18 protein-coding genes are annotated in these 16,543 nt (G+C 55.4%); 11 read left to right on the top strand and 7 right to left on the bottom strand.

Features of this window, described 5'->3' with window-relative positions; genetic code table 11:
- Positions 1-4: 4 nt before the first annotated feature.
- The 11 genes from AAEY27_RS16880 to AAEY27_RS16830 all read left to right on the top strand — a co-directional run bounded on the left by AAEY27_RS16880 (position 5) and on the right by AAEY27_RS16830 (position 9,005).
- The gene (locus tag AAEY27_RS16880; protein ID WP_342321920.1) at positions 5-1,183 is read left to right on the top strand and encodes a type II secretion system F family protein; all 1,179 of its coding nucleotides are present in this window, start codon (positions 5-7) and stop codon (positions 1,181-1,183) included.
- Positions 1,183-2,820, top strand: coding sequence for a GspE/PulE family protein (locus AAEY27_RS16875; RefSeq protein WP_342321919.1), 1,638 nt, complete (start codon positions 1,183-1,185; stop codon positions 2,818-2,820). Before AAEY27_RS16880 ends, AAEY27_RS16875 begins: the two co-directional genes overlap by 1 nt.
- The gene (locus AAEY27_RS16870; RefSeq protein ID WP_342321917.1) at positions 2,798-3,484 is read left to right on the top strand and encodes a hypothetical protein; all 687 of its coding nucleotides are present in this window, start codon (positions 2,798-2,800) and stop codon (positions 3,482-3,484) included. The genes AAEY27_RS16875 and AAEY27_RS16870 overlap by 23 nt, the downstream gene beginning before the upstream one ends.
- 95 nt (positions 3,485-3,579) lie before the next feature.
- Positions 3,580-4,011 carry a hypothetical protein gene (locus AAEY27_RS16865; protein WP_342321916.1) on the top strand — a complete coding sequence of 144 codons (432 nt, stop codon included), beginning with the start codon at positions 3,580-3,582 and terminating at the stop codon, positions 4,009-4,011.
- 8 nt (positions 4,012-4,019) lie between these two features.
- On the top strand, positions 4,020-4,568 hold the full coding sequence (locus AAEY27_RS16860; protein ID WP_342321914.1) for a hypothetical protein: 549 nt from the start codon (positions 4,020-4,022) through the stop codon (positions 4,566-4,568).
- Positions 4,565-5,068, top strand: a complete 504-nt coding sequence (locus tag AAEY27_RS16855) for a hypothetical protein (protein WP_342321913.1) — start codon at positions 4,565-4,567, stop codon at positions 5,066-5,068. The genes AAEY27_RS16860 and AAEY27_RS16855 overlap by 4 nt, the downstream gene beginning before the upstream one ends.
- Positions 5,065-6,936 (top strand): secretin N-terminal domain-containing protein, encoded by a 1,872-nt coding sequence (locus AAEY27_RS16850; RefSeq protein ID WP_342321912.1) that lies wholly within the window; start codon positions 5,065-5,067, stop codon positions 6,934-6,936. The genes AAEY27_RS16855 and AAEY27_RS16850 overlap by 4 nt, the downstream gene beginning before the upstream one ends.
- Positions 6,936-7,409, top strand: coding sequence for a type II secretion system protein (locus tag AAEY27_RS16845; protein WP_342325617.1), 474 nt, complete (start codon positions 6,936-6,938; stop codon positions 7,407-7,409). The genes AAEY27_RS16850 and AAEY27_RS16845 overlap by 1 nt, the downstream gene beginning before the upstream one ends.
- Positions 7,396-7,752, top strand: a complete 357-nt coding sequence (locus tag AAEY27_RS16840) for a type II secretion system protein (RefSeq protein ID WP_342321911.1) — start codon at positions 7,396-7,398, stop codon at positions 7,750-7,752. The genes AAEY27_RS16845 and AAEY27_RS16840 overlap by 14 nt, the downstream gene beginning before the upstream one ends.
- Positions 7,736-8,260: a hypothetical protein gene (locus AAEY27_RS16835; protein ID WP_342321910.1), complete on the top strand. Its 525-nt coding sequence runs from the start codon at positions 7,736-7,738 to the stop codon at positions 8,258-8,260. The genes AAEY27_RS16840 and AAEY27_RS16835 overlap by 17 nt, the downstream gene beginning before the upstream one ends.
- A 1-nt stretch (position 8,261) precedes the next feature.
- Positions 8,262-9,005, top strand: coding sequence for a prepilin peptidase (locus tag AAEY27_RS16830; protein WP_342321908.1), 744 nt, complete (start codon positions 8,262-8,264; stop codon positions 9,003-9,005).
- Here AAEY27_RS16830 and AAEY27_RS16825 read toward each other — a convergent pair.
- The 7 genes from AAEY27_RS16825 to AAEY27_RS16795 form a co-directional block, all read right to left on the bottom strand.
- Complete coding sequence (locus AAEY27_RS16825; protein ID WP_342321907.1) at positions 8,993-10,144, bottom strand: hypothetical protein; 1,152 nt, start codon at positions 10,142-10,144, stop codon at positions 8,993-8,995. The two genes, AAEY27_RS16830 and AAEY27_RS16825, sit on opposite strands and share 13 nt — an antisense overlap.
- On the bottom strand, positions 10,141-10,932 hold the full coding sequence (locus AAEY27_RS16820) for an outer membrane lipoprotein-sorting protein (protein ID WP_342321906.1): 792 nt from the start codon (positions 10,930-10,932) through the stop codon (positions 10,141-10,143). Before AAEY27_RS16820 ends, AAEY27_RS16825 begins: the two co-directional genes overlap by 4 nt.
- Positions 10,933-10,962: 30 nt before the next feature.
- The gene (locus AAEY27_RS16815) at positions 10,963-12,360 is read right to left on the bottom strand and encodes an ABC transporter permease (RefSeq protein WP_342321905.1); all 1,398 of its coding nucleotides are present in this window, start codon (positions 12,358-12,360) and stop codon (positions 10,963-10,965) included.
- A gap of 9 nt (positions 12,361-12,369) precedes the next feature.
- Positions 12,370-13,053 (bottom strand): ABC transporter ATP-binding protein, encoded by a 684-nt coding sequence (locus AAEY27_RS16810; protein ID WP_342321904.1) that lies wholly within the window; start codon positions 13,051-13,053, stop codon positions 12,370-12,372.
- Between the two features lie 199 nt (positions 13,054-13,252).
- Positions 13,253-14,548: a serine hydrolase domain-containing protein gene (locus tag AAEY27_RS16805; RefSeq protein WP_342321903.1), complete on the bottom strand. Its 1,296-nt coding sequence runs from the start codon at positions 14,546-14,548 to the stop codon at positions 13,253-13,255.
- 212 nt (positions 14,549-14,760) lie between these two features.
- Positions 14,761-15,645, bottom strand: a complete 885-nt coding sequence (locus AAEY27_RS16800) for a nucleoside-specific channel-forming protein Tsx (protein WP_342325616.1) — start codon at positions 15,643-15,645, stop codon at positions 14,761-14,763.
- 295 nt (positions 15,646-15,940) lie between these two features.
- Complete coding sequence (locus AAEY27_RS16795; protein ID WP_342321902.1) at positions 15,941-16,483, bottom strand: DUF3251 domain-containing protein; 543 nt, start codon at positions 16,481-16,483, stop codon at positions 15,941-15,943.
- Between the last annotated feature and the right edge of the window lie 60 nt (positions 16,484-16,543).

Raw genomic sequence — 16,543 nt, 5'->3', positions numbered from 1 at the left:
CTTCATGGGAAAAATGAACACCTGGGAAGTCACATACTTAGAAAATGGCAAACGCAAAAAGATCCGTACCCAGGCCGACACGCCTGTCAATGCTCGCCACCAATTACAGCAAGCCGGTTATGTCGTTCTTCGTGTCACGCAACAGACACAGCGGCACGTTAAACGCATCTCCGTCACACTGTTTATTCAGGAATTGATGGCGCTGTTGGACGCCGGCCTGGTGGTGACCGAAGCGATTGAAACGCTCTGTGCTTGCTCGAACGATGAACAAGCGCTTGAGATGCTCGAAGGTCTACTGGAAAAGTTGTATGCCGGAAACCAGTTGTCGCAAGCGATGGCCGGGCAGCCAGACGTATTTCCCGCGTTGTTGGTCAATACCGTTGCCTCTTCCGAGCAAACAGGCCAGCTCGCCAACGCCCTGAAACGCTACCATTTTTACGAACAACGCATCGACCAACTGCGTAAGCGCATTCGCGGGACATTAACCTACCCGCTGATTGTCCTGACAGTGGGTGGGCTTATCATCTGCTTTTTACTGGGCTTTATCGTGCCCAGTTTTTCCCAGGTGTTCGAGGGCGTCAACAAGCTGACGCGCAGCGCCGAGCTGATTTTATGGTGGGGGCAGTTAGTCAAACAATCCGGCCCTGAACTTTTACTGGCCACCATCGCCACCCTCACCGCCATTGTCGTGCTGTGCAAACAGCGATGGGTGAAACAGCAGGTGATGGCGGCCGCCATGACCATTCCGCAACTTCGCCAGCAGCAGTTCCTCACTATTCTTGTCCGTTTTTACCGCACGCTCGGCCTGTTAATTGAAGGCGGTGTGCCGGTCACTCACGCGCTGCGCCTCGCGCAATCGGTGGTGCCTGCCAGCCACCATTCACAACTTAATGCCGTGGTTGAACACGTGATGGCGGGAAAAAGTGTGTCGGAATCACTGGAAAGCCAGCACTTAACCACGCCGGTGGCGATGCGTTTATTACAGGTCGGGGAGCGAAGTGGCGAATTGGCGGGCATGTGTGAGCGCATTGCCGCTTTTTACGATGAAGCGCTGGAGCGCGCCATCGACACATTTACCCGGGTGTTTGAACCCCTGCTGATGATCATTGTGGGCGGCATTGTTGGCCTGGTGGTTTTTCTGCTCTATATGCCCATTTTTGAAATGGCCGGGAGTATGTCCTGATGATGCCGCAAAGCGACGTGAGTGTATTAATTGATGATCTTCTCGCCGTTGACGAGGCGCAACGCGCTGAAGCGTTCGAAAAGATGCTTCTCGCGCAGCCTGACACGCTGGATTTGATCGCCACACAATTGGGGGTGAAAGTCTTCGCCCACGCCCAGAGTGACGAGGTGGAAACGGACTTTCAATATGTCTCATTAAACGACGCGCTGGCGATGAACGTTCTGCCGGTTCGCTGGCAAGATCAACACTGGCTGCTGCTGAGCGATCCGTTTTCGCTGGCGATACGCCAGTGGGCGCAACGCCTGCCCATTACGCTTGCAATTACCTCTCCCGGCTGGTTGCAGGAGCAGCTTCAGTCGCTCGCCAGACAGCAGCGCACGCTGGATCAGCTTGAACAGCAAGCGAATGAAGATGGCGAAGATGAGCTCATTCTTGAGATAACGCCGGCGAATATCGCCAGCGAAAGTAACGCCATCATCAAGCTGGTCAACGCCACGCTGTACGACGCCATTCAGAGTCGGGCCAGCGACATCCATCTTTCGGCGGTGCCAGATGGCCTGGCCGTGAAATACCGTGTCGACGGGGTGATTCATGCTATTCGCCACTGTCCCGGCGTTCAGGCCTCCGGGCAGATCATTTCGCGAATTAAGGTCCTGAGCAGCATGGATATTTCCGAGCGGCGCATCCCGCAGGATGGGCGTTTTAAAGCCGTTATTCACCAGCGTGCGGTCGATTTTCGCGTCTCAATCGTGCCCGGCATTCATGGCGAAGATGCGGTATTGCGCGTGCTGGATAAATCGAGCAGTAGCTCGCTCGATCTCGACATCCTCGGGTTTGACGACCATACGCTGCGCGAGATTCGCCAGTTGACGCACCAGCCGCACGGCATGGTGTTAGTCACCGGCCCAACCGGCAGCGGTAAATCCACCACGCTGTATGCCGCCCTCAGCGAGTTGAACACCGGCGAAAGCAAAATCATCACCATCGAAGATCCTGTGGAGTATCAACTGAACGATGTGCTGCAAATCCCGGTGAATGACAAAAAAGGGCTGACCTTCGCGCGTGGCCTGCGCGCCGTGCTGCGCCACGACCCGGATACGGTGCTGGTGGGGGAAATTCGCGACAGCGAAACCGCGGGCATTGCGGTGCAGGCGGCGTTGACTGGCCACCTGGTGCTCTCCTCCGTGCACGCCAATGATGTGTTCAGCGTGCTGGAACGTTTTCTTTATATGAATGTGGAGCCGGAAAGTTTGCTCTCCGCCTTGCGGGGCGTGCTCGCCCAGCGTTTGGTGCGCGGGATTTGCCCGGACTGCCAGCAAACCGTCGAACCCACCGAACAGGATATTGCCCAGTGGCAGCAGAGCGATTTGCGCGATCTTCAGCCCGTGTGGCGCAAAGGGCGCGGATGCCCCTCCTGTCGGCAGAGCGGGTATCGCGGGCGGTTGGCGCTGGCCGAAGTTTTACCCTTCAGCGATGTCATGAAAGAAGCGCTACAGGCGCGCGGATCGATTCGGCAATTACGGGAAATCGCCCTGGCAGAAGGGTTCGTGCCGCTGCATAACGTCGCGATCCGCGCTGTGCTGGACGGTAAAACCACCTTTCAGGAGATTAACCGTGTTATCACTCTCCCCGCCTGACATGCAGTGTGAAATTCACGACCAACGGCTGGTGCTGCGCCGCCGTGGGCAAATCGTCGCCGAGCAAGCATTCACCGACGACGCGTCGCTGGAAGCGGCGATTAACAGCCTGGTTGGCCAGCACGCGAGCGCCATTCCGTGGTTGGGCAAGCTCAGTTTCTGGCTTGATAGCAGCCGGGTGTCTTACTTCACGGTTCCCTGGCAAACAGGCGTCAGCGGGCCGGAAGAGTTCCGTAGCTTTGCCGCAACCTTTGCAACAACACAGCGCTTTGGCAACTCAGACGCGGCATTCAGAACCGCCTTTATCTCCGTTGAATACGCCTCGACCGCGCTGGCGGCGGCCATTGATGAGCAGTTGTGGCAGACGTTATTGCTCGTTTCACGCAAATGGAGACTGCGCACGGGCGGTATTTACGTTGAGTTACACAGCCAGCTTCGTCCGTGGCAGCGGCGATTGCCTGACAATGTGCTGTTTTGTTTGCGCGGCGCGCAGTCGAGTATTTTTGCTTCGCGCCAGGACGGGCAGTGGCATCAGGTTTGGTGTCTGAATAATGAAAGCGGCATGGACGACAATCTCCACCTCGCGTTGGTGGCGCGTTTGATGGGAATAGGCAGCCATATTCCGCGCTATTTCCTTAATAACAAGGGTTATCCAAAGGGGTAATTATGTTTTCCGTTCTCCGTTTTAAAGGATGGCCGCGCGCATGTTATTCCCCCCGGCCAATTTATGCGTGGCCGGTTATTTTAGTGGTGTCCGCGTTGGCTGCTTATTTATTACTGGCCTGTATGAAAAGTTATCAGTTGCGGAATGTTCTGCGTGAACAACATCAGCAGCTTATTGAGACGGTCGCTCAACAAGATGAAATTGTCCGCGGGTTGACGGCCAGAATGAAAAAACATCAGCCGGATGCGAAAGCGTCAATGCAGGTTGTGGCGATGCTTAATCCGATTGCGAAATTACTTCTGCCGGATGTGGCGATTATGAATCTGAATGCCGAACCCGAAAAAAAACAGGTTCGGCTGGAGGTCAAAGCCTTGTCACTGGAAGCGCTGCTTGATTTCAGTACGCGTCTGGAAGCGATACCTGCGCAGGTTGAATTGCAAAACCATACCCCGGCAAAGGGTGTTAGCCAGAAATGGGCGGTGAACGCCACACTGCTGGTGATCTTTGCCGATAATCCACGGCGCTGAGTAAATAAATGAGACGTTCTTTAGCATTACCTTATTTGCGCTGGTGTCTCGCCTGCGCCATTGAAAAGACGGGAAGAAAAACGCTGCTCGCCGCGTTATTCCCAATAATATTGGCGGGCTACTGGCAGGCTTATTTAACGCCAGAGAATAACCAACTTATCGCCGACAATGCCGGGTTGCGCCAGCAATTAAATAAACCGCTAACGGTTTTTCCGCAGCGTGAAAATAACGCGCTTACGCTACAGCGTGCTCTTAATGACACGGAATATCAGCAGGTCAAAACCCTGTTTGATATTTTCCAGCAAAACCATTTGCAGGTTGATGGCAGCCATTATCAGTTCAATAAAAAAGGGAAAAATCAGCAACGCGCACTGGCGCTGACGATTCCGTTACAGGGCGAGTGGATAAATCTGACGCGTTCGTTAAATACAATGAGCAAAAGTCTGATCTTCAGCGTGGATCGCTTATCCATTAGCCGTGCCAGCCCGGATAGCGCGCATTTGCAGATCAACCTTCAACTCACGCTGAATCTTGCCTCCCGTCTGGAGCCATCATGAAACTGCCGTTATATCTGAAGTTGTTATTGCTGGTAACGATTGGCCTCGCGGTGTGGGCGCAATTTTCCGGCGATGAAACGGGCGATGTTGTTGTCACGAATGCGGCAACGCCTGAGCCACAAAAGCCTGCGCGGGTTTCCCCGCCATCCCGCGTCGCCGATAAGCAGACGGAGGCCATTGCCGATCTCTTTCCGGTCTATTCCACTGCCGTGAAAGCGGCGCCGGTGCCGTCTGTGCAAGGCGCGTTATTTCCGTTTCGCGCAACAGGGCTGTGGCTAAGCGAAGGCGCGAAAATCATCATGATCACGGATGGCACCGGCAACTGGTTACTCTGTGATGCTTGCCATAAAGCAGGGTTTGTTCGGCCCGGCGGATTAATTACGCCCGCCTGGCGGCTGCAAGCCATCGCCGAGAATCATGTGATTATCGAATCATTACCGGGGCATGTGCAAAACAGCGTCAGCCTTAATTCACTCAATATAAAGTCATCAATAAAATGAAAAAACCTATCCTGACGGTTGTCTGCACATTAATGCTGTTGGCGGGCTGTGCAAGCACGAAGAATATCGAGCCGGAAAGACATATCGCTGCCAATATTGAAGGCATGCTCGGTGAATTACACCGCATTGACAATAATCTTAAAACACATCCGCAAGATGTCGGGTTACGCACGCAGCGGCAATTAATTACCAGCCAACTGGTGAATGACTATGTGAAAAACGCCCGGCTGTCGGCGGCGAAAAATGACTATATTGCGGCGACAAATGCCTGGCGCGCCGTGCTGCTTTATCAGCCCGGTAATTTTCTGGCACAGCAAGGATTAAAGAAAATAGATAGCCTGCGCGTGCTGGATAAACTTTATCAGGAGGCGGTTGCGCAATATAAAACCGAGCCGGAACTGGCATTGCAAAAAATCCAGCAGATCCTTGAGGAAGAGCCTAATTGGCCGCAGGCGATGGAAATCCGCGATCATCTGATGCGTGAAATTGCCTTGCAGAACCAGCCGGAGAAAAAAATAAACCGCGAATTGCGCAAGCCGGTGAGTTTTAATTTCTCGAAGCACAACCTCAAGGACGTGTTTGCCGCGATCAGCCAGATAACCGGCATCAATATTATTTACGATAAGGACGTGCCGGATACGGCGACCACCAGCCTGATAGCCCACGATACCAGCGCCGAGAACGCGCTTAATTTGCTGCTGCTCTCCAATCAGTTGCGCAAGAAAATACTTAACAGCAACACCTTATTAATTTATCCCGCCACGTTGCAGAAAGAAAAAATGTACCGCGATACGGTCGTGAAAACGGTATTTCTCGGCTATGCCAAAGCGAAAGAATTAAACGTGGCGCTGCGTAACTTGATCAAAATCCGTGATGTTCATGTCGATGAACGCACCAACTCCGTGACCTTTCGTGGGCCACGCGAAAGTGTCGAAAAGGCCGAACAGTTGTTAATCACCCTCGATCGCCCGGAAGCGGAAGTGACGCTGGCGGTTGAAGTGCTGGAAGTGGATGCAAAAGATGTTGAATCGCTCGGTATTAATTACCCTGGACAGATTGGTATTGGTTTGAATTCCGCCGAAGAAGGCAGCAGTAATATCGCGCTGGACGGCGTACGCAAAAGCAACATGTTTATCAACCTCGGTTCCAGCCAGGGGCTCAGCGCCAGCATGCAACAAATTCGCTCCCATGCTCGCGTACTGGCGAACCCGCGCATCCGCGTGAAAAACAATAAAAAGGCCACCGTCGATATCGGTGAACGCATTCCGGTGCTGACCAGCAGTATTTCCGAAGGGTTTTCCCAGGAACAGGTGGAATACCAGGATGTTGGCCTGAAACTGGAAGTGACGCCGGATATCAGCGTCGATAACACCATTTCGATGGACGTGAAATTTAATCTGAGCACCATCGGCAGCGCTGAACACTCGAAAGATGGCGTGGCTTATTACCGCACCAATAATCGCGAGGCGGCAACTGTGCTGAGTAGCCAAAATGGCGAAACGCAAATGCTGGCCGGGTTAATCAAAGACAGCGAGAGCGATGGCTTGACCGGGTTGCCGAAACTTGCGGCGTTGCCGCTGCTCGGCAAGCTGTTTGGCAACCATGAGAGCGACCATGAACGTACCGAAGTGGTGTTGCTGATCACGCCGAGCATCGAACGCAGCATTGATTTGCCGGGCACGCACATCAACACCATCGAGATGGGCAGCGAAGACGCGCAGGGCGAAAGCGCCTATCTGCCGCCAGCCAGCACGGAGAGTGACCAGCCGCTGCGATTTGCGCCGCCGCCGCTGAACCCACCGGCGAAATTCCCGCCGTCCGGCAAACTGCCCGCGCCAACTTTGACTCAGGAGGCTGCGTCGCGGTGATGGAACGACAGTCCGGTTTTACGCTTATCGAAATGATGGTCTCGCTGGCGTTGCTTGCCACGCTTGCGAGCGCCGCCATCCCGATTTATCAACGCCAGCAGCAACAGCGCAACGAACAGGAGTTACGCGTTGCGCTGCGTGAAATCCGCACCGCGCTGGATCGCTACGCCCAACTCAGCGAGGAGGGCATTATCGATAAAGAAACCGGGATGTCGAACTGGCCGGTTTCCCTGAACCAACTGGTGGACGGCGTGGAGAATAAGAAATCCACGAACCGGCAAAAAATTTACCTGCTGCGCAAGATCCCGCGCGATCCCTTTTGCGATTGTGAGGGCAAACCCAATAACGAAACCTGGCGGCTGCGCGCGTCTACGCAGGCGCCCGGCGACACTTCCGGTGGCAAAGATGTCTGGGACGTCAGTTCCAGCAGCACGCAGCCTGGACTGAACGGAATCCCCTATGCGCAATGGTGAAAAAGGCTTCACGTTAATCGAGTTACTGGTGGTGATGGCCATTATCGCCACGCTGATGACCCTTGTCGCACCGCGTTTTTTCGGCCAGACCGAGCGCGCCAAAGTGGTGGTCCTGGAACACAACCGCAATGCCATTCGTACGGCCATCGCCGCCTGGCGGCATGACTATTTAAGCGGGCCGGAGCGTTTAGATGAGCTGGTGGATAAAGGGTATCTTTTTGAAATTCCGTTAGATCCTGTCAGCAACAGCCGTGATAGCTGGGAAGTGAAACGCGATGAGGATCAGCAGATTATTGACGTCACTGCGCCGTCGCTACACGAGGACGATGATGACGACCGCTAACCACACGGGCGAGAGCGGATTTACCTACCTGTGGGTGCTGTTGATGCTCACTATGCTCTCGCTGTCGCTTGTTAAAGATACCCGCTCGCGGCAGGTGGTTTATCGCCAGCAGCAGGAAGAGGAACTCTTCTTTCGCGGCGTGCAGATCCGTAACGCGATTCACCGTTATCAGAAAAGCGGAAGCGGCTGTTTCCCGTTGAGTTTTGACGACTTACTGCGCGACACGCGCGATAAAAAAGCGGTCGGGCACTTACGCCTGTGGTTTACCGACCCGCTGACCGGCTCCCGCCAGTGGGGTATGGCATATGACAAACAGGGCCGCTGGATTGGCGTCTTCAGCAAGGGGAAAGGCACGCCATTGCGCCATGCGCTTTTCCCAAGCGAGATAAAAGAGTTTAAAAACGTCGATGGCTACGAAAAGTGGGTGTTTAAAACACCGGATGTGCCTTCGGCGCCGCTGCCTTCCGCATGCCGTTCCTCTTTGACTCAGCCGCGCGGGAAAAGGTGAAATGACAGTCTTATTTTTCGCGCTGCTGGGTGCCATTTTCGGCAGTTTTAATAACGTCGTGATTTATCGGCTGCCGCGCATGATGCGCGGCGACGCGCTCAGTCTGAGCTGGCCGCCCTCGTTTTGCCCCCATTGCCAGCAACCGATCAAGGCGCGTTACAACGTGCCGCTACTGGGCTGGCTGTGGCTAAAAGGACGCAGCCGCTGCTGTCATCAGCGCATCAGCTTGCGTTACCCCGCCGTTGAACTGGGGATGGCGCTGCTGTTTGCCGCGTGGGTTTGGCAACACAGCATAGCGTTGCCAACATTGCTGGATCTCGCGTTGCTGACCTTGATGGTCGCCATGTTGTTTATCGATTACGAGCACCTGCTGTTACCCAACAAGCTAACCGTGCCGTTTATTCTGCTGGCGATGTTCAGTGCGTTTGCCCGACAACCGACGTTCGCTACGCTCAACGACATTGCGCTCGGCGGCGCAATTGGTTTCCTTATGCCGTGGTTGGTAAATCGCGCCTTCGCCTTGCAAAACGGGCGAGCGGGCCTCGGTATGGGGGATATCAAACTGTTCGCCGGGATTGGCGCCTGGCAAGGCTGGCAGGCGCTGTTCCATATTATGCTGATTGCCTCACTGCTGGGCCTGGTGAGCGGGTTGGTGCTGTTTCGGGCGAAGCGCAATGAGGCATTTCCTTTTGGTCCGGCGATTATCATTGCCAGCGTTGGGTGGTTATTTTTTCAAAACCAGTAATCTAACGACAATTGCCAGCGCCGCTCAGGTGTGGTGGCGAGGTAAACCTTTTGCCACTGTAACGCCAGATCCACCGCGCCAAAGTGACGGCGAAGCTCGGCGAACCCCATATTTTGATGTTGCTGCACATCCCGTTGAGCAATCAGGTTGAGATCGTATTGATCGACAATATCTTTCCAGTACGCCTGCACCAGCACACTGCGGTGTTGCTCCAGATGACCTGGCACCGGTTGCGCGCTACCGTTGTCATGCCCTTCAAGGCGCAGTGTCAGATGGTTTTCTCCTGTCCAGGCGATCCCCACGGCTGCGCGGTTGCGCCAGGCAACATCCCACTGGCTTTCCGGCAGCGTTTCCTGCCAGGAAAACGGCTGGCGCCCGCCGGCCCATTCGCCATAAATCAGCGTTGAACGTGACAGCACGCGCGAGAGATTCAGGCCGAATTGCGGGGAACGCTGTTGCTCCTGGAACAGCAGGAATTGCGGGTTGAAATTCTCAGCAAAACGGTAGCTCGCGCTGAGCAAAACCCGCTCGCGCGGATTGCTGGCTTGCCAGTCCAGGCTGCCGCTGCGCTGCATTGTGCCGCTGCGGATTTTAGGTGCCCACAGCGCGGTAACGGCGGCGTTATCCCAAAAGTGTTGCAGCCGCACCATCGCATTGCCCAGCCGGTTATTGCGTAACGTTTCCGGATCGGCGGACGTCACCGAGCGCACGGTGCCGCGCCCGAGAAAATCCGTTGGGTTATAACCCATCGCCACGCCGTAGCGGGTATTGATACGCCCAACATCCAGCAGTGTCTGCGGCGTGAGCGCGTAGCTCAGCGCGGCTTCACGCAGGGTGTTGATATAACGCGTTTCGCTCAACCGGTGGCTGAAACGGCTATCGAGGCGATCGGAAAGCAGCAGCCGCCAATGTTGCCCGAGCGGGGTATCCCAGCGCATATCAAGCGAAGCCCGTTGTTCTTTACGGGCTTGTTGATCGGTGCTGCTGGCCGCCTCGAACATCATATTTAGCGTTTTGTCCCGTTCGGCGGTGAATTCGGCGTTGTCTGCCAAATCGAGTGCCGTCAGCGTGGCATCGTCTTGCGCCATCGCGGGTGCAGCCAGGGCAAGTAGCCAGCAAAAAGGAAGGCGTTTCTTCATGGCTTCGCATCCCGGAAATGGGGCAGATAATCGCGCTGCAACCAGGCTTCCGGGACATCGCGCCAGGCAAAATTATCCTGGCGAAGCACGGTGACCCAGTTCGCGTTGACGCCATCAATAATCACCGCTTCGGTCGAGCGAACGCCGCCGAGCACCGGGGCGTAGCGGCGATAAAAGGTGGTTTTCAGCAGGCTGCCGTTCACGGCGTAGAACTCTGCTTTGCGGCTTTTGAAATCGGCTTTGTCGACCCACAAATCCATCGACGGGTAGGCGGCATCCGGGTTGTGCGCCACCAGATGCAGGTGGTAGCAGTCGCGTATTTGCCGCTCGCCATCCTGGATTCGCTCCTCTGCTATCAGGCTCGCGTGATAATCCGCCGCCCAGTTTGCCGTGACCACATCGCCGTTGGCGGCTTGCCCCATCAGCCGTTGCTGCGGTGAAATCGGTACGCTGGCCTGGCTTGCGGGATCATAAAGCCACAGATCGCGACCGCTTTTCAGCGTCAGTTTTCCCGCATCGCGCAGTGGGCTGATAAAACGCAACAGGCTGCGAAATTGCCCGCCGTTTGGCGATACGCGCGAGTAGAGCTCCAGTTTGCTGGTTTCGTGCTGCTTGCCATTTTTGTAGCTGATGAGCGTAGTGACCAGGCTGAAAGAGCGGTCCGGGTTGCGCACCGCATCGCTTTTTTGCAGGATTTGCTGCGCATCAAGCGCAGCCCAGGCTGGCGCAGTGAAAACCAGCAGCGTCGCCAGATAAGCAAGCATGCGTCGTTTTTTCCGTAATGGCATGAGTTCTTCCTTGTTGATTAGGGTGATGCGTCAGATATAACGCAGCGCGTCAACGATCGAGACATTCGCCGCGCGCCGCGCTGGCCACCATGACGAGATAACAGTGACCAGCAGCAGCGCGCTCGTCACGCTTGCCAGGATGCGCCATTCTCCCCAAATGCTAATGCGGATCGGCAGCGGTGTTGTCACACCGGGCGGCAGCCAGCTTAGCCCGGCGCGGTTGATAAGGTACGCCAACATCAACGCGGTCATGACGCCGAGCAACGAACCGATGGCACCCAAGAGCGCGCCTTCGCTGAGGAACAACCGCTGAATATCACCACGTTTAAGCCCTACTGCGCGCAGCGTGCCGATTTCCACCGTGCGTTCCATCACCGCCATGCTCATGGTGTTGCTGACGGTGAACAGCGCAATGCCGAGAATTAATGCCAGCAGGAAGGTGAAGATTTTGTCGAACATGGCCAAAACCTGTTGATACAGCGGTTGAAGCTCGGCGAAGTCGTAAACCGTAAGCGGTTCTCCTGCCAGCTCCTGCGCGAAGATCTGCTGCAAACGCGCGCGGGCGGCCGCCATTTGCGCGGTGCTGCGCAATTGCAGGAGGATGGCCGTCACGCCGGGCGGCTCCAGGCCGAAAAGCAGTTGCTGCGCCTGGCGCAGATGAATGCTGACAAAGCTGTCATCCAGCTCACGAGCGGGTTGGATCTGCGTTCCTTTGACGTTGACGCGCACGATATTCGGCGCACCGCTTCCCGATGCCGCCAGCAGCTCAATGTGCGTGCCGTCCGCCGTTGAACGTGCATCGTGCGCGCGCTGTGAAAGCTGCAAAAGATCATCGGGTAGGGCGGCGGCGTTGTTTTCGTCCGCAACAGGGGCGCCGCAGGGTTGGTCTTTCACGAAATCGCACAGCAGCAGCAGGCGCGCCAGACCGCTGCCAATCAGTGCCGCTTCGGGCGGCGTACCCGTTAGCGGTTTGCGCGCGACCAGATCCGGGCCGATTTGGTATTCATCCCAGTGATTCAACTGCGCCTGACCCATCGCTTCGGAGCCGTAAATCAGCACCGGGCGTGAAGTCCCGACCGCGTAATGGCCCGCCAGGCCGGTTAATGTCAGCACCGGCGTCGCGACGGCGATCATCGGTTTCAGTAGCGGATCGCGGGCGATGATATCGACCACACGTTGGTAATCATAAATGCTGTATCGCGCCGGGTTGCTGGTGCCGTGCAGCAGATAATCGCGATGCTGGATTTGCAAGTGACCGCTTTCGCGCACAAAGGTGGTTTGCAGGTTGTAATTGATGGATTGTTTATAGCCCGCGAAGAGCAGGATGCCGACCGCGCCGACGACGATGGCGCAAAGCGTGGAGAGTGTGCGGCGACGGCTGCGCAACAGGTTTCGCAGGGCGTGTTTCAGTGTGTTCGTCATCTGCATGTTGGCTCCTTACACCGCGCCTGAGCGGGTAACCTGGCCGTCATGCACAACATACAAATCATCGGCTTCGGCGATCACGTGCGGATCGTGAGAGGAAAAAACCACCGTCGTAGCGTATTCCCGCTGCAAGCGCCGCAGAAGCTGCAAAATAGCGGCGCCGGTTTTGCTGTCGAGATTCGCGGTCGGTTCGTCTGCGACGATCAGCGCCGGGCGGTGGATCAATGCTCTGGCAATGGCCACACGCTGGCGTTGCCCGCCGGAAAGCTGGTTTGGCAGCGAGTCCGCTTTATGCATAAGGCCGACGCTTTCGAGCATTTCATCCGTGGCTTGTTTGCGTTGAATCGCGCTACGGCGTTGCATCAATAGGGGGATTTCGATATTTTCGCGAACCGTCAGAACCGGAATGAGATTGAAGTTCTGAAAGATGAAACCGAGCTGGCGCGCGCGAAAAGCGCTGCACTGGTCATCATCAAGGCTGGAGATTTCACAATCGGCGATCCGCAGGTGGCCGCTGTCGGGTTTATCGATACCGCCAATCAGATTCAGCAAGGTGGTTTTCCCGCTGCCGGACTGGCCAGATAAGACGGCGAAGCGTTCGGGCGCAATGTTAAGCGTGACATTGTGAAGTGCGTTAACCCGCACCTGGCCGAGTAAGTAACTTTTATTGACGCCCTGGATTTCGACTGCCCACATGGTTCTCTATTCCTTAGAGTAAATTCCCGTAGAAATCTCATTCTAAAGCATGGAGTTTTGTAATGGATGGGGAAGGTTGTGTGGCTGTACTAGAAATATCTATTTTCGGACTATTATTGACCGTTGTTAGATGATTTTCGGGTTGCCCGCGCAGGGAATAAAAAGGCCCGGAGAGAATGTGCGCCGGGCTTTTCCATTGTTATTTCAGGGCTTGATAAATGACACTGCGCAGCCTGGCCCAATCATCAATGTGTTCCGCAGGCAGAAGCTGAACCATATACACCACGGTCATTCGGTTGTGCGGATCCACCCAGTACAGGCTGTGGTAAATACCGCTCCAGGCAAACTCGCCGGTTTCGCCAGGATCGCCCGCTTTCGCGGCATCTGTGCGGATGTTAAAACCAAGACCAAACCCCATGCCCGGCGGGTACGGCACGCCCTCGATCTGGTTACTCACCATCTGTTTGACCGTTTGCTGGCGCAGGTAGCGTTTGCCGTCCAACTCACCGCCACGGCGGATCATTTCCAGAAACCGGCTGTAATCTGCGGCTGTCGACAGCAGACCTGCACCGCCGGAGTAAGCCTGGTGCGCGCCGTCAATGTATTCCCCCTGGCCCACATAATTTCCATCCCGCCATTCGCCGGGATCGGGCGCGCGGCGAATGCGGCCTTCTGCGGTTTCCGAATACACCACGGCAAGGCGGTTGGCTTTATTTGCCGGGACATAAAAGAAGGTGTCTTTCAGCGCTAGCGGGCGGATCAGGCGCTCTGTCAGAAAAGCTTGCAGTGTTTGGCCGCTCACCTTCTCGACAACCACACCCAGAATGTCGGTGCTGTAGCCGTATATCCATTGTTCTCCCGGTTGCCCGGCCATCGGTAGCCGGGGCATGCGGCTGACCGCCGAGGCGATGGTTTCACGACGATCGCCCCAGTACCACCCCAGAAAACCGGCATCCCGCCAGACTTTGACGGCCGGGCCGTTGCCATACGAAACCCCGGAAGTGTGCGTCAGCAGATCGTGCAGGGTGATCGGCCTGTGGGCGGGAACCACATCATAGCCGCCGCCCGGTTTTTCGACGGCAACGGTGGTAGATGACCAGCCCGGCAGATATTTGCTGAGCGGAGCGCTGAGGGTTAATTTGCCTTCTTCCATTAGCATCAGTATCGCGACGCTGGTCAGTGCTTTCGTTTGCGACGCGATGCGAAACAGCGTGTCGTTACGCATGGGATCTTTGGCTTCCTTGTCACGCCATCCGACGGCGGTCGTTAACACGGGGCGACCGTCCTGATGAATTTGCACCACGCCACCGGCAATTCTGCCTTTGTCCACATACTCTTGCAGCAATCGGCTCACGCCCGTCAGTTGCCCGGCCGTCAGTTCTTTGCCCGCAGTCTCCGTGCGCTGTGACGTTTGCGCGAACGCCACGCCAGCCCAGCCGCTGAGTACCGAGGCGATCAGCAGCCCCGGTGCAATATAACGCGTGAATATATTCATCGGTTCCTCACTGCCGGCACTGCGGCCACCGGCTCTGGCTATAAAGGGGGAAGATGCTCTGCCTGTCGTATCGTATCTTTTTTAACCGGCTTCATTTAACCGGTTGGGTGATCCGATGACTGGCAAAGAGGGTCGATCACGCGTATGGAGGGGAGGCGCAGGCAATAAAAAAGCCGATCTGGCGATCGGCTTTATTTTTCATTCAGGCAGGATTAGAAGTTGTAACCTGCAACCAGGTAACCACCCCAGCCGGTAGAGCGGACGCTGAAGTCGCCGCTGCCGAAGTTCAGGCTGGCGTCATCGTTCCACTGACCACCGTTATGCCAGTAACGGGCAACAACGGAATAGTGCCAGTGATCGTAGCTCAGAGACAGAATGTGGCTCGAGGCGATGGAGTCATTGGTACGCGTTTTGATGCCGTTATTAGCGATACCGCCTTTATCACCGAGGTCTGAACCCCAGTCAAAGTTGGTGAAGCCGATATAGCTCAGGTTGCCGCCCCACAGGGAGGTGATCGGTACGAAGTATTTCACTTTGAAACGGTAGCCGTCCCAGTCGTTTTCGTTCTGCGCGCCATAGTTCTGCCACTGGTATTTCGCGTAAACGTTCAGAGACAGGCTCATCGGCAGGCCGGTATCGATGTCGGTACCCAGACCCATGTACCAGGTGCTCTGACGACCCGCACTGTTACGACCCATGTCGTAAATGTAGTTGTTCGCGAAGTACCACTCTTTGAACGGGCCGAAGCTCAGGTCGGCACCGGTCAGTTTATCAATGGAGAAACGCGGCTCGATTTCCATAAACAACGGAGAACCGTGGTTCCAGATACCCTGCGCGCCGCTGTTACCGCCGAAGAATACCGGTGCATCCAGGTAACCATAGAAATCGAACCAATCTTTTTTAGCGAACGCTTCGTATTCCAGATAGGTATCGTTGCGAATGGTCGGTCCGAAACGGGTGTGATAGCTGCCAACGACGTTGACACTCTGGTGCCACCAGTCGGAAACAAATTCAGGATTGCTGTTTTCTGCTGCGGTTGCAGTGAAAGACGCGGTAATCGCCAGTGCTGCACCGGCTGCGAGGATTGTTTTTTTCATCATTACGCCACTGATAAGAGATCCCAGACGGGAGTGAAAGAAAGCACGCATTCAGTTTCTAAATGTTTCATATTTCTGCGCGCCTATTATAAGTATCCGCGCTCACAAAAATATGTGTTGTTTCACATTATTGACACACAGGTAATCGATTGCGTTCACGTTTGCGTGTAATAAACGGGGCGATTGTACTGGCATTTCCCAGGATTGCAAATTGGTGAATGTGATGACAGAAAGGGCAAATAAAAGAAAAAACGTTACAAAGAGAAAGAAAGGGCGACAGCGCCGCCCTCGGGATTTACTGCGCGTTGGCGGGCTGAATATCGTGAATTCGTACAAAACCTAATTGGTCTGGCGTAATGCCGTTCAATTGCAGCGGAATGTCGATATCGCTCGGCGCCAGCGTGCTGGCAGGGGCGTTAATCAACTGATTTTGTACATTTACTTCCTGGTAATTTTGCGTGGTGCCCTGAATTTGGCCCCACTCGACCGTGCCGCTGAAGGCCGGTAACGGATCGTTGGATTCACCCTGAATGCGTAACACAACGCGGGTGCCGTCGGCATTAGGCGCGATGTTTTGCAGCGACATGCGCAGCATGCCGATTTGGCTGTTCAGGCGAGCGGGCGTATTCGCGCCCGGCAGCAGATAGACGCCGCTGCCGGATTTGGCATTCAGCGTGTTTTGCTGGGTGATTTTCACCGTCTCTTTATTCAGCTTACTCATTTCATTATTCAGCGTGCTAACGCTTTGATGTAACTCACGGACTTCGCTTTGCTGGGCGCAGGCACTGAGGGCAAAAAGGCTTCCCAGTAAGAGGGTTCTTAGGTAACGTCTTGTCATTGTGTCTGTTTCCTTGGAAATGAAGATCTCTGTAATGGTAGCCATCAACGGCTGCGTTGC

Source organism: Kosakonia sp. BYX6, from assembly GCF_038449125.1.
Taxonomy (GTDB): domain Bacteria; phylum Pseudomonadota; class Gammaproteobacteria; order Enterobacterales; family Enterobacteriaceae; genus Kosakonia; species Kosakonia calanthes.
The sequence above is the reverse complement of the archived record's forward strand: the minus strand, read 5'-3'. Positions and strand labels throughout refer to the sequence as shown.

Excerpts from the sequence above, each read along its gene's own strand:
- AAEY27_RS16880 (WP_342321920.1), top strand. The coding sequence starts at position 5 with ATGGGAAAAATGAACACCTGGGAAGTCACATACTTAGAAAATGGCAAA.
- AAEY27_RS16800 (WP_342325616.1), bottom strand. The coding sequence starts at position 15,645 with ATGAAAAAAACAATCCTCGCAGCCGGTGCAGCACTGGCGATTACCGCG.
- AAEY27_RS16875 (WP_342321919.1), top strand. The coding sequence starts at position 1,183 with ATGATGCCGCAAAGCGACGTGAGTGTATTAATTGATGATCTTCTCGCC.
- AAEY27_RS16835 (WP_342321910.1), top strand. The coding sequence starts at position 7,736 with ATGATGACGACCGCTAACCACACGGGCGAGAGCGGATTTACCTACCTG.
- AAEY27_RS16845 (WP_342325617.1), top strand. The coding sequence starts at position 6,936 with ATGGAACGACAGTCCGGTTTTACGCTTATCGAAATGATGGTCTCGCTG.
- AAEY27_RS16805 (WP_342321903.1), bottom strand. The coding sequence starts at position 14,548 with ATGAATATATTCACGCGTTATATTGCACCGGGGCTGCTGATCGCCTCG.
- AAEY27_RS16815 (WP_342321905.1), bottom strand. The coding sequence starts at position 12,360 with ATGCAGATGACGAACACACTGAAACACGCCCTGCGAAACCTGTTGCGC.
- AAEY27_RS16795 (WP_342321902.1), bottom strand. The coding sequence starts at position 16,483 with ATGACAAGACGTTACCTAAGAACCCTCTTACTGGGAAGCCTTTTTGCC.
- AAEY27_RS16820 (WP_342321906.1), bottom strand. The coding sequence starts at position 10,932 with ATGCCATTACGGAAAAAACGACGCATGCTTGCTTATCTGGCGACGCTG.
- AAEY27_RS16860 (WP_342321914.1), top strand. The coding sequence starts at position 4,020 with ATGAGACGTTCTTTAGCATTACCTTATTTGCGCTGGTGTCTCGCCTGC.
- AAEY27_RS16810 (WP_342321904.1), bottom strand. The coding sequence starts at position 13,053 with ATGTGGGCAGTCGAAATCCAGGGCGTCAATAAAAGTTACTTACTCGGC.
- AAEY27_RS16840 (WP_342321911.1), top strand. The coding sequence starts at position 7,396 with ATGCGCAATGGTGAAAAAGGCTTCACGTTAATCGAGTTACTGGTGGTG.
- AAEY27_RS16855 (WP_342321913.1), top strand. The coding sequence starts at position 4,565 with ATGAAACTGCCGTTATATCTGAAGTTGTTATTGCTGGTAACGATTGGC.
- AAEY27_RS16825 (WP_342321907.1), bottom strand. The coding sequence starts at position 10,144 with ATGAAGAAACGCCTTCCTTTTTGCTGGCTACTTGCCCTGGCTGCACCC.
- AAEY27_RS16850 (WP_342321912.1), top strand. The coding sequence starts at position 5,065 with ATGAAAAAACCTATCCTGACGGTTGTCTGCACATTAATGCTGTTGGCG.
- AAEY27_RS16830 (WP_342321908.1), top strand. The coding sequence starts at position 8,262 with ATGACAGTCTTATTTTTCGCGCTGCTGGGTGCCATTTTCGGCAGTTTT.